Raw genomic sequence first — 24,171 nt, 5'->3', positions numbered from 1 at the left:
GACAAGGGGGCGGGACGCGGAAGGGCCGGACGAGGGACGGCCGGACGCGGAAGGGCCGGACGAGGGACGGCCGGACGCGGAAGGGCCGGACGAGGGACGGCCTGGACGCGGAAGGGCCGGACGAGGGACGGCCGGACGCGGAAGGGCCGGACGAGGGACGGCCTGGACGCGGAAGGGCCGGACGAGGGACGGCCTGGACGCGGAAGGGCCGGACGAGGGACGGCCGGACGCGGAAGGGCCGGACGAGGGACGGCCGGACGAGGGAGGGCCGGACGAGGGACGGCCGGACGCGGAAGGGCGTCACGCGGGACGGCCGGACGAGGGAGGGCCGGACGAGGGACGGCCGGACGCGGAAGGGCGTCACGCGGGACGGCGTCGAGCGGGAGGGTGTCACGCGAGGGCGAGACAAGGGGGCGAGACGAGGGAAGGCGTCACGCGGAAGGGCGTCACGCGGGAGAACGTCACGCGGGAGGGTGTCACGCGGGGTCGAGGCTGCCGCTCTTCACGGTTTCGAGGAAGGCAGTCCAGGCGTCGGCGCCAAAGCCGAGCACCGGTCCGTCCGGGTCCTTTGAGTCCCGAGCGAGCACTACCGCCCGCTCTGAGGCCACCTCAACGCATTGGCCGCCGTTGCCCGTGCTGTGGCTGCTCTTCCGCCACGCTCCGACCTCCACGCAGTTGCCCTCGTCGGCGCTCCGACTGCTCTTCCGCCAGGTAACGCGAGATGTGTCCATGATGCTGACCTCCACTCTCCTGGTTATCACGCCTCGGACATCTCGCCGGACGCCCTTGCGATCAGGGCTCGCGACTCGTCTGGCCCGAGTGCCCTCGAACGAAGGTGGTCGAAAACCTCGACGTAATGGCTGATATCGGATGGGTCCTCCAAGTAAACACTCCCGCGACGGTATTGGACATACGCGACGTCTGGGTCGGCGGGTTCGGGAAACCGAAGGAGGGTGCAGGGTCCGTGCATGCCTGGGTGAGCTCCAGCACTGAACGGCAGGACAACGATGTTGATGTGATTGAGCTGCGACAAAGAGGTCAGGTGGTTGAGCTGTTGGCGCATCGTCTCGGGCCCGCCGACCTGCCTGCGGATCGCGCCCTCATTGAGGATTGCCCACACCTTTGGAGCATCGCTGCTGGTGAGGCGCTCTTGACGCTTGAGCCGTAGGGCGACACGACGCTCAAGCTCCTCGTCAGGCGGCGCCTCCAAGCCCGCGAGAGAAATCGCCCGGATGTACCCCTCGACCTGCAGGAGGCCAGGTATCGCCTCCGGCTCGTAATGAAGGACCTCGGAGGCTTCTTCTTCGAGGCCGACGTAGACCTCGAACCAGTCGGGGATGGAGCCGGAGTACTGGTGCCACCAGCCGCGTTGGCGGCTCTGGCGGGCGAGGGCGACGAGGACTTCGGTGCGGTCGTCGTCCAGGCCGTAGAACTTGCAGAGCGCCATGATGTCGGCGACCTTGGGCGCGTGGACGGCGGCCTCGATGCGGCTGACCGTGGCGGGAGCGATGTCCGCGAACTTGGCCGCCTCTTCGCGGGTCTTTCCCGACTCTCTGCGCAGTCGCCGCATTTCAGACGCGAGGCGCCGCCTGCGGACCGTGGGGCTCGTCCGACTTGCCACGTTCGTACCTCCGCTTCGTCTATGCCCATCGAGCGGACCGTGATTCTTTGAGCGAGTTCACTTCTTTGGGTTTACAAACTCAGACCGTCCGCTTCATGCTCTGACCGTAGCGAGAATTACGCACGGTGTATGGGCGATCACGCAAGAAAGTCGGGTGAATCGTGGTCGTTCGCGTGCCTGGGGAAGGGGCGTCCGACGATGTCAGCGGATCAGCGACCGCACGTGGTGCGGTTCAGCCTCCTGGCTGATCTGTGTCTCAAGCTGGGGGAACGTCAGCAGTGCGCGTCCATGCTCGTCCACCCTTCGCGGGGTGAGGCGGTGCTGTGGGTGCCGGGACGGGCCTGGCCGCGCAGGTGGCTCGGGGTCGCGGCGGTCGACCACCGGGGGCGGTGGCTCTACGCCTTCGGCGACCAGTGGAGCATGGCCGGGGACGTGACCGAGGCCGCGGCCCGGGTCGCGTGGGCGGTGCGGGCTCGATGAAGCACCTGGGGACGTGCGTCATCCCGTCCGCGCCGCAGAATGTGGCGAACGGGCGACGGTGGCTGCTCGGGCGGCTCGAACCGCTGCTCGGCACGCAGCACAGTGCCTGCGATGACAGCGTCCTTCTCCTGTCGGAGACGCTGACCAACGCGATCGTCCACGGCGAGGGCCACCTTGTGGAGGTGGACGCCTACGTGGACACGTCCAACATCAGGATCGAGGTCACGGACGAGGGCGGCAGCAGCGTCCCGCATCGCAGGGACGACTCGGATGGCGAGCACGGGCGCGGCCTTCCCATCCTGGCGATGCTGGCCAAGTCGTGGGGGTTCGACCAGCTCGACGACGGCCGGCTGCGCGTCTGGTTCGAGGTCCCGCACACCGTCCCGCCCGACATTCGCGCCACCAAGGGCGACGACGCTTCGGCTCCGCCGCGTCCCTGTGATGGGGCTCATGAAGGCTTCGGCTTCGGCGCGAATACCTCCTTGCACTCCGGCGACCGCTGACTGCCGGGCCCGGTCAATCTGCTGCGGCGGGGCGGGTGCGCCAGTGGTCAATCGCGATGACGGCGACGCCTGCCAGGAGCAGCAGGACGGTGTAGAGCCAGAGGTGGCCGGGCTCGCGGAACAGTTCCGCGTTCGGTCCCCGGCGGCCGGTTCCCTGCCAGTCTCCGAGCAGGCCGCAGGCACCGATGACGGTCGCGAAGAGCAGCGGGCCCAGGACGGCCGGAGAAAGACCGTCCTGGGTCAGCCAGGTGCCGAGAGAAGCGATCGCGACGGTAACGGTAGCGGCGAGGGGGACGATGATGAGCGCGGTCACGCCGTCCGGGCGGATCAGCATGATGGTGGCGAGCGCGGCGGTGCACGCGACGCATCCGGTCAAGGTGGCCCAGTTGCGCCAGGACGGGAACGCGGCGGCGGCCCCGACCACCACGCCGAGCGCCACCAGGAACCACATGCCGACGAAGCTCGTGTTCATGCCCTGGATGAACGCGCTCGCCGGGCCGGAGACCCCGACGACGACCGCCGCTGCGATGACAGTGCCGAGCGCGGCGCGTAGCCCGGCCAGGGCTGCCGCCACCAGGCCCGCGCCCAGCAGGAGCCAGCACGCGCCGACGCCGAACCCGCCCTTGACCGTGTCCATGGCCGCGGCCGGGACGAACGCCAGGGCCGCCGCCGCGCCCGCGATCGCCGTCCGGGCTCCCATCGCGGGCTCCGCTTCGGACGGCCCGGCCAGCTCGGGCCGTCCGTCATAGCGGAAGTGCAGGCCCAGCAGGAGTACCGCCCCGCCTATCGCGGTTGCCAGGAACGCGAGGTGCAGCAGAGCCTGGACGGCCTCCGCGAAGTCGATCCGGAGACCCCCGGGCTGGAGGATGTGCGCGATCCACACGTCGGTGGCCGCGCCGAAGACCTGGGCGCCCGCGCCCGCCCCGATCAGAATCGCGCCCGCGCCGGGCGCCCCGATGTGGACGAGTCGCAGCCCGGCGGCCAGGGTGCCCAACAGCACCAGCTGCGCCCCGGCCGTGACCGAGCCGAAGTAGAACCAGGCGGCACCGCTGAACAGCTCGTTGTGCGCCACGACGTTCACGAACTCGGTGGGGAGCGTCAGCGCCACGCCCGCGACCAGCAGCCACGGCCAACTCCTCCGCAGCGACCACCACAGGGCCGCGAACCCGGCGGCCATCACCACCGCGACCACGGCGGTCTGGCCGACCGACACCACGCCCGGGTTGATGCGCAGGACGTCCGCGAACCCGGCCGCGCGGCCGACGTCCCCTCTCGGACGCGCCGAGTTGGCGACGGCCCCGAGCGTCCCGACCGCGCAGAGCAGAACTGCGCCGATCACCCACGGCCGGCTTGTCTCGAACGGAATCCGGCCTTTCAAAGTCGCGGTTGCCATGGCACTCCTACGGGTCCGTCATCGCCTGCTGGGCAAGATGAGGTGGTCGGCTCCGGCGGCACATCATTGGTCGTCGTCCCGTTCAGCGAGCCGTCGGAGGTTCTTGCGCACCTGCCAGCCAGTGGCCGCAATGCCCGAGGATGACCAGGATCGGCAGATTGCTGCGCCAGGTCTGCCGGGCGACATACGCACCCTCGGTGAACTCGTCGGGTAGGCCGCCGGGTCCTCCTCTCAACACGATGGGCTCTCATTCACATCCGGTCAAGGTGTGACGGTCACGATCGGAGTCGCGAAGAGGGCACCGCCTACGGCGAAGGCGTCGCCGATGTTGATCAGGAGGGGGTCGCACAACGCGTTCATTGTGGTCACCCTTAGGTTGGTGCCGGAGCCGGCGGGAAAATCGAGCTCGCCGGTGTTCGAGTAGCGCGCGGCTACCGTTCCACTTCCCCCTCCGGGGCCGGATATATTCGCCTGGCAGCCGTCGCTCATCTTCACGGTGAGATACATTCCGGTTATGGGGCCTGCCACCTCGCCGTTTCCGATGGAGTAAGCGTCCATTCCCCATGGGGAAGAGATCGGAATTAGGTCTGCTTGCAGACCGCCCGAGCCAATGCAGCGATTGGTCGTCGGATAGAACAGGAAGATCGGTGAAGAGTTCTGCGCGCTCGCGTCCAGGTGGTAAGGCGAGCACGAGAACAGGGCTCCGGTGCTCACGTTGAGCAGGTACAGCCCCCCGTCGAACGAGACGGGGCCGGTGGGAGTCACCGTCATGGGCAGGGCGGACGCGGGGGTAGGGGCGGCCAGCGAAAGGGCGGCCGCGACGGCGGGGACGGCGAGAAGCCGTTTCCAGAAACGTCGCATGACGACTCCTAAGGGTTCGTAATGGTCGGAGCAGGAACGACATAGTAATTAGCGAAGACCGTTAGCTGGTCACCCAAGCTGACCACCGGGCACCCCAGGCCAACAGATGTGATGACCAAATTGGCATCGGAGAAGAATAGCTGGCCCGTGCTGTTGGTGTAGGTGGCCTGGATTTCGCCCTTATCGGTCCCGGGACCACCGACCGCCAACTCGCACCCGAGGGAGTCGAGGGTCACCACCGCGCTGATGCCGGCGGCATCGTCACTGGTCAGAGTGCCCGTAGTCGTCCCGGTCTGTGGGTCGTAGGAGGTGGCGTTCATCTTCCACGGCAACCCGCGCGGGTGGATCTCGATCGGCAGGCCCGATGCCTCGCAGTTGCTGAGGGTTCCGTAGGTAATCATGATGAGACTGGTTCCGCTGAGCCCGGTCCCATCTCGGAAGCGAACGATCAGGTTCGAGCTACTACAGCTTGCGGCCCCGCCGCTCGTCGTCTGTGCCGCGAGGCCGCCGTAAGCGTCGGTTCGTCCGCCGTCGATGACGGTCCAGGTGACCTCGTCGGCCTGTGCGGTGACTGCGCCGAATGGCAAGAGCACGAGCATTGCGGAGGCGAAGAGCAGCAGAACGCGATTGGAGAGAGTACGCATGAAGACCCCTATGCAGGTCGTTGGAGAATGCGGTCGATGCGGTCAGCGGGCTTTCTCACCTCCGTCCGTCCGGGTGAGGGTGGTGACGAATTCGCGGAGCATCCGTGTCGCGTGAGGATCGGGCACCGCTTCTATGGCGGCGAGAGCGCGGTGTTCCGCCGCCCTACTCTCGGCGGTCGCCGATTCCATCGCGCGGAGCCGCAATCCTGTATCGCGCTCCAGGATGTCGGCCGTGACCTCTCCTGCTGTATCCAGGTGATCGGGGATCGCCGAGATGCGGCCGTCGAGCATCGCCGTCAGGGTCGAGTCGAGCCGTCCGGTCCGGCCGCCGAGGGCCAGGACGTCCTCGGTGTGCAGGAACGCGTGGCCGCACTGCCGCCCGTAGACCCGCAGGGCGTCCACGACCGGCGGCGCGGCCCCGCCGAGCCGGCCGCCGATTCGGGCGGGGAACTCCAGCAGGGCGGCGAACAGCGCGGTCGCCGGTACGTTCCCCGCGCCGGGAGGTCCGGTGACGCGTTCGATGCGCAGCGCGGTCAGGTCGGAGAGCCAGTCGGCGAACGACCACGAGATCTCCGGGGCGTACGTGGCGACGAGCCGCGCGGCCTGGGCGAGCAGGAAGTCCCCGGCGAGGATCACCGAGGTGGTGCCCCAGTCGACCGCCCGGCCGCCCGGCCGTACGGGCGCGGACGGGCCGAGGAAGGCCAGCGCGCCGAGCGTGGCGAGTTCTATCGCCGCGCCGACGGTGGCCCGCGCGATGTCGGGCGGGCGGCCGCCCGCCCCGAGCGCGGCGAAGAACGGGACGGCCGGGCGGAGCCGCCGGTGGGAGGACGTCTCCGCCGTGATGACCAGTCTGGCGAGGAACGGCCAGTCGCTCCGCACCGCGCTCACCGCGACCTCGTCGCAGGCGACCAAGAAGGGTTTCAGCGATGCCGCCTCCGCGTCCGGCAGCAGCATCCGCTCGGCCGCCGTCAGACCGGCGAGACCGTCGGGGAAGAGCACCGCCCGGCGCGCTTTGGCGAAGAACGGGCGGTCGCTGTCGGCGGTGGACGCGAGGACCCGCCACGTCAGGTGGTAGCGGCGGGCCGCGTGCCGCGCCGTCTCGAAGTAGCCGACATAGGAGGCGGCGAGGCGCCGCCGGTAGTCCTTCGCGGCGCGCCCGGGGTTCTGGAGATTGGCGGCGATGCAGCGCGCGGCGGCCATTCCGCTCTCGACCGCGTACCCGAGGCCCTCGCCGGTGAACGGGTTGACCAGCCCGGCCGCGTCGCCCACTCGGAGGCGTCCGTCGGCGACCGCGTTGGCCGGGGTGAATCCGCTGTTGAGCGGGCCGGAGAACGTCGGGCCGCACGGCGTCCCGCCGCGGAGCGCGGAGTCCGCACCGGAGAGTTCTCGCCATGCTCGGTCGAGGAACTCTTCCAGGTCCTCCGGGCGGATTTCGCCCAGCCTCGCGGCGCCGACCGTGCACGTCCCGGCATCACCACCGGCATTCGGTACGGCCCAGATGTACGTCGGGTGTTCGCGCGGGTCGATGGTCGAAGGCGCGGCGAGCATGGTGACGGCCTCCGACCGCCGCGGGACGCCCGAGTACCGCCGGACGGCGGCGACACCGGTCGCTTCGCCGTGGACGCCATGGGCGATGATGACGTGCCGGGCGGTGAGTTCCCAGGGGGCACCGGCGTCCGGCTGGATGACGGCCCGGTGCCGCCCGTCGTCCGTGCGGTCGATCCGCGGGACCCGGCCGCGCACGCGTGCCGTGCCCGCCGCCACCGCCGCCTCGATGAGGCCCAGGTGCAGGCCTTCGGCGGCGCAGACCGCACTGCCCGTCGCGGGGAACGGGCGCGGCCTGCCCTCTCCGCAATGGAGGACGACTCCGCCGACCTCTTCGAAGGTGAGGTGGTCGAGCGCGCCGATGGCGGACAGGCCGGCGACGGCCGGACCGCCCAGCAGGACGTCGTAGTCCGATCCGGTGGAGGCACGGGCCGGGCCGACGAGGAGCGTGCCGACGCCGCTGCGTCCCAGGGCGATCGCCGCGACGGCTCCCGCCACTCCCGCGCCGACGACCAGTACGTCCACCGTGCTCACACCGGTCACGACTCGGCCCACCGGGGCAGCCGGATGATGTCCGCAAGCCGATCCCGGGCGCTCCCGGCGGGCAGTTCCGCCAGGGCGTCCATGGCCTGCCGGTGCAGGTCGCGGGCGGTGTCCTTCGCGGCTGCGAGACCGCCGAGACCGACGACCAGGGCGCGGATCCGCGCCAGGTCGGCGGCGTCGAGCGCGGGACGCAGGAGGAGGGGGGCCAGGTCGCCGGTGGCGTCCTGCGGGAGGGCGAGGACGATCGGGGCGCCGAACAGCCCGAGCAGGTGATCGTTGCCGGTCGGCTTCCCGGCGGCACCGGCGGCCGGGTCGAAGTCGAGGCAGTCGTCCAGGATCTGGAACGCCGCGCCGTGCGCGGTGCCGACCCGCGCCAGTCGTTCCGCGTCCTCCGCGGGCACGTCCGCTTCGGCGGCCCCGAGCAGGCAGGTCAGCCGGAAAAGGTCGCCGGTCTTGCGCTGGACGAGTTCGAGGTAGTCGGCGACGGACAGTTCGACGTCGAAGGCCCGCTCGACGTCGAGCATCTCGCCCGCGGCGAGCGCCGCCGCCGTATCCGCCACCACGCGACTGACGCCGTCGCCGAGGACGGCGGCCTCGGTGCCCGCGAGGGCGAAGCAGGCCAGCCCGGCGAGCGAGGCCGCCTCCGCGCCGATCACCGTGTGGGCCGCCGGAGCACCGCGCCGCGTCGCGGCCCGGTCGATCACGTCGTCGTGCAGCAGCGACGCCATGTGCAGGAGCTCCACGACCGCGCCCAGCCGGACGAGCCGGTCCGGGTCGGGGTCGCCGAATCCGGCGCACGCGGCCAGCAGGGTCGACCGGAGGCGCTTCCCCGGCCGCCGGACGAGCCCCAAGGCCGACGGGCGCACGGCGGGCGGAAGGCTCCGCGCGAGTTCCGCGAGCCGACCGGTCACCCGTTCCGGATAACCGGTGAAGCTGTCGGAGTGCGGCCGGAGGAGCGCGCCGGCCTCATGCCCTGCGACCAACGCGCCCCTCCCTCCTGGCTTGCCAAGGGATTTCACGGCGTTCCGCTCAGTCGAGCGGGATCTGCGGATGCAGTTCCAGGGTCGGCACGGCCGCGATCGTGTCGTACACCTTCTTCGCGACGGCCTGATCGTTCATGTAGGCGATCATCTGGGTGCGGTTCATCCCGAGGGTCTGGGACAGCACCTCGTCGTTCAGCACCCAGGCGGCATCGGCCTCCTGCGGAGTCATCAGCGTCTGCGTCAGGCCGTCGACGATGAACGTGGTGTCGTCCAGTTGGGCCTGCGTGACCGTCGCCGTCGAGGTCGGGTCGGCGATGACCTCGGCGACGAAGTCGCGGCTGCGCTGATGGAACTCCTGCGCGTAGTAGAGCTCGTCCTCGGTCGCGGTCTCGTTCTCGACCCGGTTCTTCACGACCTCGGCGTTGAGGTAGGTCGCCTGGATCAGCAGGTTCCCGGTGACGCTCTGGGCGAAGAACTCGTCCCTGGCCTGGTCGGCCAGGTCGTTCTCGCTGACGAGGTCGAGGTCGTAGTAGGTGCCGACTTCGGTGAGGAAGGGGCAGGGCGAGTCCGGGACTTCGACGAACGTCTCCCCGTCGCCGCCCTCGCAGGCGACCGAGCCCGAGTCCCCGCCGAGGCAGAAACCCGGCGCGTAGATCAGGTTCCGGTACTCGACGACGCCGAGCGGGCTCCGGGTGTCGACGCGCACCGTGTTCCCGATGCTCATGACCGTGGAGGAGGAGTAGGCGGTGGTACGGCCGACCTTCTCCAGGTGCATGCCGACCTGCGGGGCCTTGGTCGCGGTCGAGCTGGACGTGGCGCCGAGCAGTTTGACGTTCAGCCCGGTCAGGACGGTGTCCATGACCGTCATGTAGCAGCCGCCGGTCTGGTTGCCGGCGACGATGAGGCCGACCGCCGGATGGCTCGGGCTGATCGGCGCCATCAGGTCGCGGGCGACCAGGGCGGTGGCCCCGACGCCGCCGGCGAGCTGCGCGAGGGCGGCGTCGGTGTCGGTGCCGGTGGCCGGATCGATGGGGATCAGCCGTTTCAGCGTGGCGATCGCGTTGCGGTTGGAGGTGTCGGCGAAGCCGGGTTGGATGATCGCCTCGCCGGGCCGGCCCGCGTTCATCCGCCCGATCACGTGGTTGCAGGTCAGCAGGCCGTTGGTGTTGTCGGTGAGGTCGACGACGGTGGCCCCGTAGGTGCCGGTGCCGTCGCCCGCGACCTGGTTGGAGATGCTGCATCCCTGCCGGGGCGGACGCATCTCCTCGCTGATCGGCCCGGCCGCCAGCGTCGGCGCGACGGGGCTCTGGGCGACGCCGACCGACGGTGCGGGGCCGGCCTCGACCACGTCGATGCCCCATCGGACGCCGTCGATCTCGACGTGTTCGGGGAGCAACCGCCGCAGGGAGACGAGCGCCGCCGGGCGCTTCTTCTCCACCAGGACCATGACGACCGGCTCGTCGGTCCGCTTCCCGCTGCGCACCCGGAAGCTGATCCCGACTCCGACGATGTTCGGGTCGCCGCTCCGCAGGTAGCGTTCGACGATCTCGTCCCGGCCCCGTTCGAGGGCGGCCCGGGTGTCCGGCCTGAACTTCATCGCCGGGCCTCCAGGTGCGGGATCGGGTGAGCCGGCCTGCCCCGCCGGCCGAGGTGGCGCAGCCCGCCGATCCACAGCGAAGCGGGATAGTCGCCGTTCGGGTCGAAATGCCGCGAGACGGTCGCGATGGCGAGCGCGGCGAGCATGCGCACGCCGTCGGCGTGTTCCGGGTCATCGGCGAGACGTCCGAGGGCGGCGAGCAGTTTCGCCCGTCCCCGCTGCGCCGTGCCGCCTTCGGAGAGCGCGTCCGCGGCCGCGGCGATCGGGGCGAGACGGGCGGCATCCAGCCGGGCGAGGGCCGCGTCCAGCCGTGCCGCCGTGGCGCGGGCCTCCGCGGTCCCCGGTTCACCGAAACTCGGGAATCTGACCGGCACGTTCGCCCCGGCCCTGGCCACCCGCAGCACCACGGCCCGCTGCCGCGCGGTCAGCCCTGTCGGCGGACTCGTGGTGGGGCTTGTGGTGGGGCTCGCCGCTGCCGAGGGGGTGAGTGCTCCGCCGAGCATTACGCCGGCGCCCGCGGCGCCGATGGCCCTTCGTCGGGAGAGGACCGGATATCGCGTCGCTTCCTGATCTGACACGTCGGCCGTTTCCTTCCTGCGGGGTGTCAGGGGACGGGGGGAGGCCGCGAATCTGATGTTGTTCTGTTGTGAGGGCGGGCCTGGCACGGCCCGGAGCCGCCGCGCTCGATGCGGGAGCCGTGCCCGCGGGGTCGCCGCGGGCACGGCACGCTCGTTGCGCTCGGCCTAGAGGTCGCTGTACGACTTCTCGACGATGTACTCGTTCTGGATCATGGTGTTGTGCCCCGCCGCCGACGGGAACCCGCCGATCTGGTTGACCAGCCAGTCGGCGACACCGCCGCCGAACAGGCAGCCCTTCGCGCCGGGCACCGCGAAGGAGTTCTCGACGTGCTTGGCGGACCGGACCGAGGGCGGCGGGTCGGACCGCACGACCGTCGCCGGCTCACCGGTGATCGGCGTGTTGGGCGCCGGCGGGGAGGTGGTCCCGGTGGTGAAGTTCAGCACGATCGGGTTGCTGTCGCTGCCGACCGTGCAGTTGGACCCGAGGACCGGGTTGATGAGCCGGATCTTCAGCCCGAGCTTGATCTTGTAGTCCGTGCTCGACGGCAGGTCGAAGACGCCGGCGTACTCGGGCCTGGCGTAGACGGCCGACAGGAACGGGTCACCGAACAGGCCCGGCTGGACCAGCATCTTCGGCGCGCGGAACTTCCCGAACACGTTCGTGAACTGGAAGGTCGAGAGGTTGAAGGCCTGCGCGAACGTCATCCGGATCGGCTCGTCGATCGTCTGCTCGAAGTTGCCGACGTTGAAGGTGCCGCTGGTGACCACGACGGTGAAGCAGTGCGAGAAGCCGGGGTCCGATCCCTCGGGGAGGGGCGGACAGTCGGAGAAGTCGAAGCTGCTGGGGATCGGGTCGGGGTTGAGGGCGGGTGCGGCTTCGGCCGAGGTCCCCAAGCCGAGGACCAGCGTCGCGGCTGCCGCGGCGGCCGAAAGCGCGAGGAGGGGCTTGCGCCCGCGGAAACGAGTGGACTTCACCAGTCGGTCCTTTCTTCGTGCCGGCAGAAAACGGGATGGAAGCGCCGGACGCCCTGGCGCGAGCACGGTCGGCGCGGAACCGTGATGTGGACTCCGCTACGAGAAGATCCTCGATTCCTAACCGGGAGAATAAGACCAAAACAATGACGGTTCAATACATCCGGGCCCACGAATATGAGGATTATTTGCCTTGTTAGCGACTGCCAGAAATGACCCCGCACGGAACGGTCGATATTGTCACCGGTTGCGGGTCGGCAAGGGCATACGCGGCACGGCCGCCGATAAAGGCTGCCGGCAGGCGGCTTACGGGCTGGTGATCGTCTGAGCGGGCGACACGCTGAGTTGTGCCGTGACCACGACCTGGTCACCGACTGCGATGAAGCCGCTCGCGCAGGCGAAATTGACGAAGGTGACGCCCATGTCCCCGCCACCGAGACCCAGGACGCTCCCGTTGTTCATGAACGTGACGTCGGCACTGCCGAGGTCGCCGGCGGGACCGGCGATATCGGCCTGGCATCTGTTCGCGCCCACCAGGTTGAGCTGGAAGCCGGACAGATCGCCCGTCGTCCTGCCGGCCGCGGCGTCGTAGGACGATGCGTTCAAATCCAGCTGTACCTCGCTGGTCATCGCGACCGTGTACTGGACGCCGTCCGGCCCGAAGCAGTTCTCGAAGGACTCGTCGTCGAACTCGACGAGCTGGTTTCCCGCGTTCCCGGAGCCCGCCTTCGCGGCCCCGGTGAGAGTGGCCGTGCCGCAGTCGATGTTCCAGCCTCGGGTCACGTTGCCGATCCGCAGTGGTGCGGTCGCCGTCAACGCCCCACCGGGAGCGACCGTCCACGTGTCCTCGGGTGCCGCCACCGCCTGCGGCGCGACGGTGCCGACCGCGGCCGCGGCGAGGGCGGCGGCGAATGCGGACAGCAGTGGCCGGATAGAGCTCGGGCCTCTCAATGTCGCACCTTTCATAGACGGAACGCACCGGCGTCGCCGCGCTCGCCGCGGGCTCGTTAAGGCCCGCGGCGAGCCGGCCGGGCCGCGCCTGCCGGGGGTGGTGCAGGCAGACACAGCCGGTCTCTTGAATTCGTCGGGCGGTCGGTCTGACCTCCGCGCCTGGGCGAAGCCCACGACGGCGGCGCGTTCAGCCGCTCACGGCGTCGTGATCTCCTGCCGCGGGTGAACGACGAAGTCGGCCGTCCCCTGACCGAGACGAAGGTTCTTACGGAACCCCGGTATATTGCAGGTCGATTCCGGCGAGGTAAGGAAGTCGGGACCGATGTACGACGACATGGAACCGTCGCTGTAGTAGGACAATTTGAATTCGCCTGTCGAATCGACTGATTCGGACGGCGGTTTGAGGACTTTCTTACTGAATCGCAGTGTGCACTTGGTCCCGTTGACCTCCGTAGCCGCCACGAAAAGCGCGTTGGTCGCCTGGATCCACAAGCTCCCGTCTGGCTGGAACTCGACCGCATTCAGCCACAGGCTATCGGTCAGAGTGAGTTCGGCCGGATACACGGTGCGGTCCTGCGCCTGGATTTCACAATTCTCAAACGACATTCCCGCTCGAGCCAGCATGAAGCCCGCACGCCAGTGCTGTGGGTCCAGGTGGAACCGCATGGTCGCCGATGCACAACTCACCTGGGCCCTTCTGGTCACATCCCTAAGAATGAACGGTTCGGCAACCGCAGTGATGTCGCCACCCGGTCTGATGGTAAGGGTCGCCGGCGGCGGAGCGGCACCGTCCACACACCCGCCTCCCTCACCGGGGTAGCACCAACCGCCGGCTTCGGCCTTCACGTAGTTGCCCCCACCCGAGATACTTGCGGTAAGAAGAGGGCTGAGATCCTCCGTCACTCCGCAGCCGCTGAACTCCGGAATTTTCAAATCTTCAGCAATCAGGGTCTGTCCGACGGTAGGTGGCCGGAGCCCAGTCTCCCTGTTCCCGAGGAACGCATGCACGTTGAGCACGGTCGGGCGTGTAGTGCAATTCTGTCCGAGATTGATCGGCACACCGTTCACCTGTGCCGCACTCGCTTTTACTCGAACGTATGACGCGATTTTCAGACTGGAACTCTGGGTCGCGTCGAAAACGTGATCAGGGTAATTTGGTGCGATGAACCGAAAATTGCCGGTGATCGGGTCGTTCTTCCCTGCCCCCGGGGCCTTGACCTGGACGGCCTCGGCCACTGCACGCGTCGGCATGAACCCAAAACCCAGCACGGTCCCGGGGAGCGGGTCCGTACGGTTTACAGCATAGCCACGCTGCTCGGCATAATTTGGTACATCTGAGCTGGGCTGATAGGCAGTGGTGCCCCTTCTGAGGACACTGGAGGCGGCGAGCGGTACGGCATTTCTGGACTTGCGTATATTTACGAACCCCGCGGCGCTGACGCACTGTGCGAGACCTGCATCCGTGAACTCGTCCAACCCGTCCGGGAGTTGGGGTTCGTCGTAGATCTTCATCAGCGTGGGATCGGGGTTGATGGCGTACCTGGGATCGGCACCCGAACCGGGGATTTCCTCGCACACGTTCTTCTCGGGAGCCGCAGCTTGGCGGGTTATCCTGTTCTGCGCATTTAGAGCCGGCGTCTGACTCTCCCGTTGCACCCGTACGGAACCCAGCACCGCGCCTTTGTCCGCCGCACAATGCAGCGACAGCTCTGCCTCGTCCCTCTTTGCCGCCTGCTCAGTAGGCGCCAGGGACAGATCGAAATCACCCGCCACCCAGGAGAGTCCACCCGGCGATCGGGGAACAACCGGCGGCGCCACCCCGCTGCCGGTCAGATGCACGGTTCCATCGCCGCGCAGGGGCACGGCGGCCAGGGCGAACGCGGGCCACCCGGCGTGCCGCTCACCGCTGTCATCGCGAACGTCGACCCGAATCTGCGCGACACCCCCGAGCGCAGGGGAGGGCCTGGAAGAGGTCGTCGCGCCTGTCACCGGTGGTATCGGAGACTCGACCCGAACCTGATCCACTAACTCGGCGGGGAGATCGACCTCGACCCTGATGGTTCCCAGCTGGACCGGTTCACCCACACTGCCGGACGATGGAACGCTGCTCTCGATTCGGAGCCCCACCGTGTGCGTGCCTGTCTCACCGGCGCACACGAATCGCATGTCGGTACCGATGTCCGCCACCGCCGGCGGAACGGCGATCACCGTGCCGCTGCTCACGATGACGGCCGCGATCGCCACGACCCGCGCGGCGGTTCTGGGCATCAGGTGCATTCCATTTCCTCGTTCCCACGGGGGAACCGCACCCGGGCCGGGGAGCCCGGGTGCGGCCTCGATCAAGGACTTGCTCTCATCTCAGGGGCTGGTGACGACCAGGTTGGGCCCCGAGTCCGTGACCACGATGTACTCGCCCGTGAGCTGGATCTGGTCGCCCACGTTGATCAGGTTGGGGTCGCACTGGGCGTCGGCGGTCTGCACCACGAGGTTGTTGCCGGACACCCTGAGGGTCTGGTCGTCGTTGTCGTAGGTTCCGTTGATCGTGCCGGTCCCGCCACCGGGTCCGCCGACCGTCGCGTCGCACCCGTCGCTGCCGTGGATCGACGCGCTGATATTGGTCAGCGTGCCGGTGGTGACGTGGGTGGTGGAGTTGTAGCTGTCGGCGTTGAACGACCAGGCGTTGGTCGCGGACGCACTGGTCGTGATCGTGACGAGGATCCCGCCCGTGGCCGGGCACGCCCCGCCGTTGTTCGAGAAGGTCACGTCGGTCAGTTCGGCGATGCCCGCGCCGGCGAGGCCACTGCCGCCCACCGGTACGTTGCCGGTGGCCGACGACTCGTTGCAGGACACGACCGCGTGGGTGGTCAGGTCGAGCGCACCGACGTTCTGGGTGTTGAACCCGCTGACACCGCCGGCGGGGTTGATCGTCCAGGTACCGGACGCCGAGGCGGGGACGGCGACCAGGGCGACCGTGGTGGCTGCGACCGCGCCGGCGGTCAGAGCCTTGCTGATGATCTTCCGCATGTCAGTTCTTTTCCCTTCAGGGGGGTGGTTTCTTCTACTCGTAGGGACACTGACCGCGTTCTGCAGAAGCAACTCCTCCAGGGGCGATGGGAGCAGAACCCCGGAAGCCGAACTCCTCTGGCTTCACCACAAGACCACCCAGTCCTGCCGTTCTCTCACCAGAAGATACCTGCCAGTAGCACGCCATTCAAGAGGCCGTCAGACTTTTCTTCAAGCGCACCACAGTTACCCTCCGATTTGTCAATAACTTAGGATTCGATCACCCAGAATTATCACCGACTTAGCGCCGATCCTATGCTGGCAGCAGCAGCTCGACCTGGCCTCATATCAGGCCGTCACGAGCTCGTCACCGACAGATTTGGATCTACGAAGAACTGGCCAGTTACTTGCATTTCATCACCGATACCGACCAGGTTGGTGTCGCACCCGCCGTCGACTTTGGTAACGACCAGATTCGTTCCAGAGGACGTACCTAAAGTCAATCCGACCGTCACAGCTCCGTATCCGACCTCGGCTCCGTTGTCGTAAACGAGCCTGACCCAGCCCGATTGGCCCTCCGGACCGGAGAAGGTCGCGTTACACCCGTCTGAGCTGTGCATTTCGATGGCGACGCCGACGACCTTCCCGATCGCCTTACCGCTTGCGTTGTCGTAGGACTCGGCATCAATCTGCCATGGAAGGTTCGCTGCCCGGAGTTCGGCCAAGATTCCCCCGGTCGTCGGACATGAGCCCCCATTATTGGAGAATGCGACTTCTGTAATCTCCGCCAGCCCGTCCGGCGGCAGTCCCGAACCGCTCTTCACTTGGGCCTTGGCTGACACTTCGTTGCAGCTGAGTACCGCATGGCTGGTGAGATCGATGGCCCCGACATTTGTACTGTTGAACGCGGTTACGGATCCTCCGGGGAGGATGGTCCACGTCGTCGTCAGCGTTGCGGCCGTTGCGGCGATGACGGCGGTGGCGGCGAGGGAGATCGCCGTGAGAGGACTTCTTCCTGGCTTACGCATTGCCCCTCCGGATCCACGCTGTGCTCGTGATGCTTTATGCGCCGAGGGTGTCGATGGTGGTGATCTTCCAGGCGCCGTGCGCGTACAGGGCGTCCACGGCGAAGACGGCCGCGGAGTAGCTCGTCTTGTTCGTGTCCGTGCGGGTGTTGCGCTGATCGGCGAAGACCAGGAGGCGGGCACGGTCGGCGGTCAGGGACTTCACCGCCGAGTCGGTGACCGTCGTCGTGAGGACCTGCTTCTGCTGGGGCGCCTGCCGGCGGACAAGCGCGAAGAGCTGGTTGTACTGCTGGACGGCCTTTCCGGTGAGCAGTTGCTGCGCCGCCTTCTCCGTCTTGGCCGTGTCCGCGTAGTTGTAGGAGAACACCGTGTTGACGGCCGTGGTGACCTGGCCTTTGACCTCGGCGGTGCGGCCATTGTCACTGAGCGCACCGTTCTGCGCCGAGGCCGCGCCGGTCAGGTCGCGTTCCTGCGCGTTCGACCAGGCGGCGACTCCGCCGAGGGCTATGGTCAGCGCGCCGAGAAGAACGACGAGGCGGGTGCGCGCGGTGCCGGGAACGAACCGGCCGGCCGAAGTGATCGCTGCCATTCGCTTTTCTCCTCCCCGCTCAGGGCGTTCCGGTCGGGGCCTGGCCGAGCGCCGACAGTTTCCAGCCGTCCGAGGTCCGGGTGAGCTGGCCGGCGAACCGCCGGGTGTTGTCGACCGGCCTGCCGTCGGCACCGGTGATGGTGATGCGGACGGCGGCGATGACGGCCGCCTTGCCCGCGCGGGTGTCGAGTTCGGTGAGCCCGGATTCGAGGATCTTCGCGCTGCTGGCCGTCTTCGCCTTCTGCACCTCGGTCTTCAACTGCTCCCGGCCCTGCACGATCTGGTCGTAGAGCTGCGCGGTCGCCGAGTCCTGCCACACCTTGAGGCCCGCGTCCACCTGGCGGTAGTCGAGGGTGTTGAGGTTGACGATCTCCTGGCCGGCGACGGCGAGGACCCGGTCCCGTTCGGCGGCGTAGGCCAGCGAGTCGTCGCCGGACGCCGCGTGGTACGACCAGCCGAACCACGCCGCGGCACCGGCCGCCACCAGCGTCACCAGCGACGCGATCCGGATCAGCGGGTCCTTGGAGAGCCGGCGCCGCGGCGCCGCGTCCGTCTTCTTCGCGGACCCCTCCGGAGCCGGCCCGCCGCCGGTATCCCCCTCCGATGCGTCCGGCTCGCCGCCCGCGGCCTCGGCCGACGTCTCCGCATCCGAAGCGTCCGCGTCCTCCGCGGGCCGCTCCGAACCGGTGGGCTCGGCGGCCTTCTCCGCCGCCTCACCCGATTCCTCCGCGCCCGATTCCTCCGCAGACGGTTCCGGCGCGGCGGGCTCGCCGCGGGCCTCGGGTTCCTCGGCTCGCACCTCGGGCTCGTCCGCCGCCGGGTCTGCGGTCCTTGTCTTGGTCACCTGAATTCCACCCCTTTCCTTCAGGCGGCCCGGAGGTCGCTGATGCGCCAGCCGTGGTCGTCGCGGGCCGTGACGACGAGCTGGGCGGCGACCGGCGGACCGGTCGCCTTCCCGGCCCGGGTGGCCGTCTGGTCCAGCAGGACCAGGAGGACCGCCGTCCCGTCACGGGTGAGCTTGATCAGTCCGGCCTTCGCCACCTTCGTGGTGAGGGTGAGCTTCATGACCGGGGCGTTCTTCTTCACCAGGCCGAACAGGCCGCGGTAGTCGGCGACGGCCCGGCCGGTGAGCACGTCGGTCGCGGCCCGCTCGGTGGCCGCCGGGTCGGTGTAGGTGTAGGTGAAGATCCGCGCGACCTTCGCCGAGACGTCGGCGACGACCTCGCCGGTCCGGGCCTTGTCGACGAGCGCGCGGTTGGCGGCCGGTGACCGCTCGCTCCGCCCGTCGGCCCAGCCGTCGACGGCGAGGGCGGACAGGCACAGCGCCAGGGCGAGGGCCACCGGCCACCCCAGCCCGGCCGCCCGCCGGAGTCGCGAGACGAGCGGGCGCCGGGCGGTCTTCTTCTTCCGCGGGACCGGACGGCGCGCGGGGCGCTCTTCGGTGATGCTCACGGCCCGCTCCCCCCGGGTGCCAGCGGTTTCAGCGAACTGATCTTCCAGGTGCCGCCCACCCGCCGCATCCCGACCTCGTAGCGTTTGCGCTGCTCGGTGCCCTGCGCGGCGTCGCCCGCGGGTTCGGTGAAGATGCGCACCGAGGCCAGGACGGTCGCCTCGCCCGCCGACCGGTCGAGCGCGGTGACGGCGAGCGCGGTGACCCGTCCGTGCGAGGGGCTCTTCTGGCCGGCGAACTTCGCGCGCGCGTTGGGCATGTCGGCCTTCAGGGCGTCGGCGAACGGGCCGGTGGCGACGTCCAGCCAGTGCGTCATGTCCAGGTCGGCCACCTTGGGGTCGATGCTGTTGACCAGCGCGAGGTCGCGGACGGCGGTCCGGCTCACCTCGTCCCGCGCGGTGGCGAGGTCGTGGTCGGCGCCCCGGCCGGACTGGATCAGCGACCAGCAGGACAGCCCGAGCAGGACGGTGGCGGCGGCCACGAGGACGTAGCCCGCCGGGCGGATCCACCGGATCAGCCGGGCCGGTCCGCGCGGTGCGGCCGCCGCCTCGGTCATCGCGTGCCTCCGAGCCCGAGGAGGGCGGCGAGGTCGCCGGACGACGACGACGGCGGCGTCCCGGTGGGCAGCCCCAGCGAGGCGAGCAGGTCGGCCGGCCGGGAGGCGGCCGGCGCTCCGGGCTTGGCAGGCGCCGGGACTCCCTTGTGCGGCGCGTTCGCGGAGCCGCGCACGTTGATGCCGGTGCTCGGGCTCTCCGCGCAGTGCGCGCCGGTGTTGAACGGCGGCGCGGACGACAGCTCGTCGCCCGCGCGGTAGCGGGTCCCGCCGTAGCCGCGCGTGCAGGGCTGCGGGTTGAAGAAGGTGTTGACCAGGCCCATCCGGAGCGTGCCGTCGGAGACGATGCTCGGGCCGATGCTCGCGACCATGGGGAGGTTGGCCAGCATCTCCCCGATCGCGTCCTGCCGCGGCTCGGCGACGCGGGCCGTCGTGAGGAGGTTCGCCAGCAGGACGCCGAGGCTCGGGTCCAGGTCGCGGAGCAGGCCCGACAGCTCGCTCGCCGCGCCGGGCCCGGCCGCGATGACCTCGCGCAGGTCGGTGTCGGAGTCGCGGAGCTGCCGCGCGAGCAGGCGGGAGTCGGACGCGAACGACGCGAACGCCCCCGACATCTCGTTCTGCGTCCGCAGCACGACCTCACCGTTGTGGATCAGCGCGCGGGAGTCGGGGAACGCCGCATCGGAGGCCGACACGAACCGGGCGCTGGTGTCCAGGAGCTGCTGGAGGTGCGGGCCCTGCCCGGCGAACGCCAGCCCAAGCTCGTCGATGAGGGTCTTGGTGTCGTCCAGCGGGAGCGAGGCGGCGAGGTCGTTGACGCTCTTGAGCGTCTCGTTGATCGGCGCCGGGACGGTGGTGACGCTCCGCGGGATCGTGCTGCCCTGCGCGAGGTAGGGCCCGGCGTCGGCGCGCGGCCGCAGGTCGACGTACTGCTCGCCGACGGCGGAGCGGTTGGCGACGACCGCCTCCAGGTTCCGCGGGATGTCCGGCGAGGACTTGTCGATGCGGAGCTCGGCGATGACGCCGTCCGAGCTGAGGTCGAGCTTGCCGACCTTGCCGACGGTGACGCCCCGGTAGGACACCGCGGAACCCTCGAAGAGCCCGCCGGTGCTCGGCAGGTCGAGCCGGACCGTGTAGTAGCCGCGCAGCCCGACGTAGCGTCCGACGTCGCCGTAGTTGATCCCGATGTAGGCGACCACCAGCAGCGCGATGACGGCGAACACGACGATCTTGATGCGGGTGACCGCGGTCAGCATGTCAGTTCCCCTCGCCGAGCGTGGGCAGCGGAAGGGCGGGTTCGCTGCCCGGACTCTCGTTCCGGGGCGCCTGCCTCGGAGCGACCGGTTGCGGCGCCTGGGTGGTGGGAGTCCCGGCGGCGGGCGCCTCCGTGCCGGGGACGGCCGGTTCGGAGCCCTGGCCGGCCACGGTGTCCGGGCAGGGCGCCGGCTGCGGGCCGGTGCCCGGCGCCGCGGCGGCGAGGGCGCGGGCCTTCGCCTCGTCATCGCCGTTGGCGGCGTCCTCCGGGCTCTTCTCCTCGACCGGCGGGATGACGCAGTCGAAGCCCTTGGCCGCGATGACGGTGACGTAGCCGTTGAGGTAGTCGCCCTTGATCCCCTTGAGCACCTCGTCGGTGAACGGATACGTCAGCAGAATCTCCAGTGACTTCGGCAGGTCGCGGCCGGAGTCGGCGAGCTTGCGCAGGACGACCGACAGGGCGCGCAGGTCGGCGGCCGTGTCGTCCTTGCTGGCGTTGATCGTCTTGACGGCGACGTCCGACAGCCTCTCCAGCCGGCGCAGCATCTCGACCAGTTGGCCGCGCTGCTCCTCCAGCACCTTCAGGCCGGGCGACAGGCCGTCCAGGACGGTCTCGACCTGCCCCTTGCGGGAGGCGACCGTGGACGACAGCCGGTTGAGCCCGTCGAGCGCGTCCACGATCGACTGCCGGTTGCGGTTCAGCGTCGTGGTGAGGGTGTTGAGGTTCTCCAGCGCGGAGCGGACCTTGTCCTCCCGCCCGTTGAGCGCCTGGTTCAGCTCCCGGTTGATCGTCTTGATCTGCGGGAGCCCGCCGCCCGACAGCAGCAGCGACAGCGCACCGAAGACCTCTTCGACGTCGGCGTTCTTCGCCGTGCGGGACACCGGGATCACGGCGCCGTCGGTGAGCCGCTGCGGTGACGGCGCCGCCGCGGGCGCGGCGAGCTTGATGTACTTCTCCCCCAGCAGGCTCGACTGCTCCAGGTTCGCGGTCGCGTTCGCCGGCAGGTGCACGTCGCCGTTCACGACGAGCGTCACCTCGGCGTGCCAGGCGTCCTTCGGCAGCGACACCTTCTTCACGCGGCCGACCGGGACGTCGTTGACGCGGACGGCGGCCTGCGGGACGAGGTTCAGCACGTCCTCGAACTCCACCTTCACCGTGTAGGGGTGGTCACCGAGGTCGGCGCCGCCGGGCAGCGGGACGTCCTCCAACCGCACCGAGCAGCCCGCCGTGAGGACGACGCCGGCGGTGAGGGCCGCGACGAGCTTGGGCACCCGCATCAGCGGTCTCCCTTCCCGGCGGTGCCGGTGTAGATCTTCCCGGCGGGCGGCAGCGGCAGCGGCGGAGCACCGGCCCCCCGGACCGGCGACGCGGCGACCAGGCCGCCCTTGCTGAGTCGGTCGCACTCCTCGCGGAGCGTCTTGGTCGCGGACGCCGCCGCCGCGCACACCGGCCGGAGGTCGGCGGCGGGCGGGTCGACGCCCGGCTGGTCCAGGCTGCCGAACGCCTTGGTGATCTCCAGGAGGTTGCCGCGCGCCATCAGCGAGCGGGTCTTCGGGTCGTAGGCGTTCAGCGCGTTCTGCGTCACCAGCGGCGCGGTGTCGAGGATCTCGGCGAGCGACGCCCGCTGGTCGACAAGGATCTGGGTGACGCCGGCGAGCTTGCCGACGTTCGTCTTCAGCGCCGCCCGGTTGTCCTGGACGAAGCCCTTCACCTCGGCGAGCGCCCGCGCGAGGCTGCGCAGCGCCGCGCCGAGCTCGTCCCGGTCGGCGGCGAGGAACCGGCTCACCTCGGCGAGCTGGTTCTCGGCCAGCCGGATCTGCCCGTCGTTGGCGCGGAGCATCTCGCTGAACTTGTTGAGGTTGGCGATGGTCGCGTACAGGTCGCCGCTGTTGTCGGCGAGCGTCTGCGACGCCTTGCCGAGATCGGAGATCATCGTGTTGAGCGCCTGGCCGTTGCCGCCGAGGTTGGCGGCGCCGACCCGGATGACGTCCGACAGCGCGCCCTGGGCGTTCAGGCCCTGCGGCCCGAGGTCGCCGGAGATCTTCCGGACGGCCGCGTAGAGCTGGTCGAGCTCCAGCGGGGTCGCGGTGTTGCGCACGTCGATCGACGCGCCGTCCGCCATCTTCGGCCCGCCGTTGTAGGCGGGGTCGAGCTGCACGTACCGGTCGGACACCAGGTTCGGGGCGATGACGACGGCGCGCGCGGCGGCGGGGAGGTCGACGTCGTCGTCCACCCGCATCTCGACCTTGACCTTGTCGCCGATCGGCTCGATGGAGTCGATCGAGCCGACCTTCACGCCGAGGACGCGGACGTCGGAGCCGGGGTAGACGCCGATCGCGGTGGCGAAGTAGGCGGTGATCCGGTGCGTCGGCCCGCCGCTCAGCAGCGGGACCAGCGCGATCGCGATCAGCAGCACGAAGACCGCGATGAGCGCTTGGAGCACCCGCGTCCGGCGGTCGCGGATGGGCGAGCCGAGCCCGCGCAGCTTCACCGTGCGCGTCGTGGGGGACGCCATGTCACCGTCCTCCCGTCAGGTGCGGCGGCTTGCAGGCCCCCGCGGGGGGCTTCCAACGGCCGTTCTCCAGGTACTCCTTGGGGACGGTGCCGCACAGGTAGCCGTCCACCCAGCGGCCGTTGCCGGTCGCGTTGCCGAGGACGCGGATGTAGGGCGCGGCGGTCTCCAGCACCCGGTCCAGGTTCTTCTGGTTGCGCTGGAGGACGCTGGTGACCCGCTCCAGGGACGCGAGCGTCGGCCCGAGGGTGCGGCGGTTGTCGTTGACCAGCCCGACCAGCTCGTTCGAGAGGCGGTCGGTCCCGACGAGCAGCGCGTGGATGGCGTCCCGGCGCCGGCGCAGCTCGCCGAGCAGCAGGTTGCCGTCCTTGAACAGCGCCTCGAACTGGCCGTTCTGCGCGGCGATCGTGCCCGACAGCTGCTTGGTCCCGGCCAGCAGCCGGGACAGCTCGGCGTCCCGCGAGGCGATCGTGGTGGACAGCGACGACAGGCCGTGCAGCGCGACCCGGACGCTCGCCGGGGTGTCCTCGAACGTCGTGGAGATCGTCTCCAGGCTCGCCGCGAGCTTGGCGGTGTCGAGGTCCTCGAACGTCCGGCCGAGGTCCTGGAACGCGGTCGTGACGTCGTAGGGGGCCACGGTCCGGTCGAGCGGGATCGGCTGCTTCGGGTCCTGCCTCCGGTAGCCGAGCGGGTCGAGCTGGAGGTACTTCGACCCCAGCAGCGTCTTGATCATGATGGTGGCGCGGGTGGCGTTCCCGACCCAGGTGTCCTTGACCCGGAACGTGACCTTGACCTTGTTCCCCGCGAGCGAGACGCCGGTGACCTTCCCGACCTTCACACCGGCGACGCGGACCTCCTGGCCGTCCTTCAGCCCGGCGGCCTCGGAGAAGTAGGCGCTGTAGGTCGTTCCGCCGCCGATGACCGGCAGCTCGTCGGCGCGGTAGGCGAGCATGCCGAGGACGAGCAGGACGACGATGCCGATGGCGGCGACGCCGATCGGGTTGCGCTCGCGCAGCGGCTTCAGCCGCGGCCGGCCCTTCTTCATGCGCGGCAGGGCGCGCGGCAGCGGCGCACCGGGGGTGGGTCCGCCGCCGAGCGGTCCGGTCGGGGTCGGTC

The 24,171-nt window shown here is 69.6% G+C and carries 25 protein-coding genes; 2 read left to right on the top strand and 23 right to left on the bottom strand.

The window, feature by feature from the left end; genetic code table 11:
* The 3 genes from E1284_RS42570 to E1284_RS22725 form a co-directional block, all read right to left on the bottom strand.
* Positions 1 to 364, bottom strand: a 364-nt coding sequence (locus E1284_RS42570; protein WP_207923900.1) for a hypothetical protein, incomplete at its 3' end; no start/stop codon positions are given.
* A 112-nt stretch (positions 365 to 476) separates the two neighbouring features.
* Positions 477 to 746, bottom strand: a complete 270-nt coding sequence (locus E1284_RS22730; protein ID WP_341770412.1) for a DUF397 domain-containing protein — start codon at positions 744 to 746, stop codon at positions 477 to 479.
* A gap of 11 nt (positions 747 to 757) precedes the next feature.
* Entirely contained in the window at positions 758 to 1,621 is an 864-nt protein-coding gene (locus E1284_RS22725; protein ID WP_131942145.1) for a helix-turn-helix domain-containing protein, read from the bottom strand.
* 198 nt (positions 1,622 to 1,819) lie between these two features.
* Between E1284_RS22725 and E1284_RS22720 the strand changes: the two genes are divergently transcribed.
* Both E1284_RS22720 and E1284_RS22715 read left to right on the top strand, forming a co-directional pair.
* On the top strand, positions 1,820 to 2,101 hold the full coding sequence (locus E1284_RS22720; protein ID WP_131942144.1) for a hypothetical protein: 282 nt from the start codon (positions 1,820 to 1,822) through the stop codon (positions 2,099 to 2,101).
* A complete protein-coding gene (locus E1284_RS22715) occupies positions 2,098 to 2,604 on the top strand; it encodes an ATP-binding protein (RefSeq protein WP_131942143.1) in 507 nt (168 codons plus the stop codon). The genes E1284_RS22720 and E1284_RS22715 overlap by 4 nt, the downstream gene beginning before the upstream one ends.
* A gap of 13 nt (positions 2,605 to 2,617) precedes the next feature.
* Here the strand turns inward: E1284_RS22715 and E1284_RS22710 are convergent, their stop codons facing one another.
* From E1284_RS22710 to E1284_RS22615, 20 genes are all read right to left on the bottom strand, one after another.
* Complete coding sequence (locus tag E1284_RS22710; protein ID WP_131942142.1) at positions 2,618 to 3,943, bottom strand: hypothetical protein; 1,326 nt, start codon at positions 3,941 to 3,943, stop codon at positions 2,618 to 2,620.
* A 315-nt stretch (positions 3,944 to 4,258) separates the two neighbouring features.
* Positions 4,259 to 4,858, bottom strand: coding sequence for a hypothetical protein (locus tag E1284_RS22705; protein ID WP_131942141.1), 600 nt, complete (start codon positions 4,856 to 4,858; stop codon positions 4,259 to 4,261).
* Positions 4,859 to 4,866: 8 nt separating this feature from the next.
* Positions 4,867 to 5,502: a hypothetical protein gene (locus tag E1284_RS22700; protein ID WP_131942140.1), complete on the bottom strand. Its 636-nt coding sequence runs from the start codon at positions 5,500 to 5,502 to the stop codon at positions 4,867 to 4,869.
* A 42-nt stretch (positions 5,503 to 5,544) separates the two neighbouring features.
* Positions 5,545 to 7,581: an NAD(P)/FAD-dependent oxidoreductase gene (locus E1284_RS22695; protein WP_131942139.1), complete on the bottom strand. Its 2,037-nt coding sequence runs from the start codon at positions 7,579 to 7,581 to the stop codon at positions 5,545 to 5,547.
* A 5-nt stretch (positions 7,582 to 7,586) separates the two neighbouring features.
* The gene (locus E1284_RS22690; RefSeq protein WP_131942138.1) at positions 7,587 to 8,573 is read right to left on the bottom strand and encodes a polyprenyl synthetase family protein; all 987 of its coding nucleotides are present in this window, start codon (positions 8,571 to 8,573) and stop codon (positions 7,587 to 7,589) included.
* 46 nt (positions 8,574 to 8,619) lie between these two features.
* On the bottom strand, positions 8,620 to 10,170 hold the full coding sequence (locus E1284_RS22685; protein ID WP_131942137.1) for a hypothetical protein: 1,551 nt from the start codon (positions 10,168 to 10,170) through the stop codon (positions 8,620 to 8,622).
* Positions 10,167 to 10,748 carry a hypothetical protein gene (locus tag E1284_RS22680; protein ID WP_131942136.1) on the bottom strand — a complete coding sequence of 194 codons (582 nt, stop codon included), beginning with the start codon at positions 10,746 to 10,748 and terminating at the stop codon, positions 10,167 to 10,169. Before E1284_RS22680 ends, E1284_RS22685 begins: the two co-directional genes overlap by 4 nt.
* A 165-nt stretch (positions 10,749 to 10,913) precedes the next feature.
* Complete coding sequence (locus tag E1284_RS22675) at positions 10,914 to 11,723, bottom strand: hypothetical protein (protein WP_243714674.1); 810 nt, start codon at positions 11,721 to 11,723, stop codon at positions 10,914 to 10,916.
* Positions 11,724 to 12,026: 303 nt separating this feature from the next.
* Positions 12,027 to 12,671, bottom strand: coding sequence for a hypothetical protein (locus tag E1284_RS22670; protein ID WP_131942135.1), 645 nt, complete (start codon positions 12,669 to 12,671; stop codon positions 12,027 to 12,029).
* 195 nt (positions 12,672 to 12,866) lie between these two features.
* A complete protein-coding gene (locus E1284_RS22665) occupies positions 12,867 to 14,948 on the bottom strand; it encodes a DUF6801 domain-containing protein (protein ID WP_131942134.1) in 2,082 nt (693 codons plus the stop codon).
* A gap of 81 nt (positions 14,949 to 15,029) precedes the next feature.
* A complete protein-coding gene (locus E1284_RS22660; RefSeq protein ID WP_131942133.1) occupies positions 15,030 to 15,695 on the bottom strand; it encodes a hypothetical protein in 666 nt (221 codons plus the stop codon).
* A gap of 335 nt (positions 15,696 to 16,030) precedes the next feature.
* On the bottom strand, positions 16,031 to 16,702 hold the full coding sequence (locus E1284_RS22655; protein WP_131942132.1) for a hypothetical protein: 672 nt from the start codon (positions 16,700 to 16,702) through the stop codon (positions 16,031 to 16,033).
* Positions 16,703 to 16,736: 34 nt separating this feature from the next.
* On the bottom strand, positions 16,737 to 17,288 hold the full coding sequence (locus E1284_RS22650) for a hypothetical protein (protein WP_131942131.1): 552 nt from the start codon (positions 17,286 to 17,288) through the stop codon (positions 16,737 to 16,739).
* A 19-nt stretch (positions 17,289 to 17,307) separates the two neighbouring features.
* A complete protein-coding gene (locus E1284_RS42565; protein ID WP_207923899.1) occupies positions 17,308 to 18,132 on the bottom strand; it encodes a hypothetical protein in 825 nt (274 codons plus the stop codon).
* A 20-nt stretch (positions 18,133 to 18,152) separates the two neighbouring features.
* Positions 18,153 to 18,740 carry a hypothetical protein gene (locus E1284_RS22640; protein ID WP_131942130.1) on the bottom strand — a complete coding sequence of 196 codons (588 nt, stop codon included), beginning with the start codon at positions 18,738 to 18,740 and terminating at the stop codon, positions 18,153 to 18,155.
* The gene (locus E1284_RS22635; protein WP_131942129.1) at positions 18,737 to 19,294 is read right to left on the bottom strand and encodes a hypothetical protein; all 558 of its coding nucleotides are present in this window, start codon (positions 19,292 to 19,294) and stop codon (positions 18,737 to 18,739) included. The genes E1284_RS22640 and E1284_RS22635 overlap by 4 nt, the downstream gene beginning before the upstream one ends.
* Entirely contained in the window at positions 19,291 to 20,544 is a 1,254-nt protein-coding gene (locus tag E1284_RS22630) for an MCE family protein (RefSeq protein WP_131942128.1), read from the bottom strand. The genes E1284_RS22635 and E1284_RS22630 overlap by 4 nt, the downstream gene beginning before the upstream one ends.
* Position 20,545: 1 nt before the next feature.
* The gene (locus E1284_RS22625) at positions 20,546 to 21,820 is read right to left on the bottom strand and encodes an MCE family protein (protein ID WP_131942127.1); all 1,275 of its coding nucleotides are present in this window, start codon (positions 21,818 to 21,820) and stop codon (positions 20,546 to 20,548) included.
* Positions 21,820 to 23,058, bottom strand: a complete 1,239-nt coding sequence (locus E1284_RS22620; protein WP_131942126.1) for an MCE family protein — start codon at positions 23,056 to 23,058, stop codon at positions 21,820 to 21,822. Before E1284_RS22620 ends, E1284_RS22625 begins: the two co-directional genes overlap by 1 nt.
* 1 nt (position 23,059) lies before the next feature.
* Positions 23,060 to 24,171: MCE family protein (locus E1284_RS22615; RefSeq protein WP_341770411.1), on the bottom strand; the 1,112-nt coding region annotated here is incomplete at its 5' end.

This window comes from Actinomadura bangladeshensis, from assembly GCF_004348335.1.
In the GTDB taxonomy this organism is placed as follows: Bacteria; Actinomycetota; Actinomycetes; order Streptosporangiales; family Streptosporangiaceae; genus Spirillospora; species Spirillospora bangladeshensis.
The sequence above is the reverse complement of the archived record's forward strand: the minus strand, read 5'-3'. Positions and strand labels throughout refer to the sequence as shown.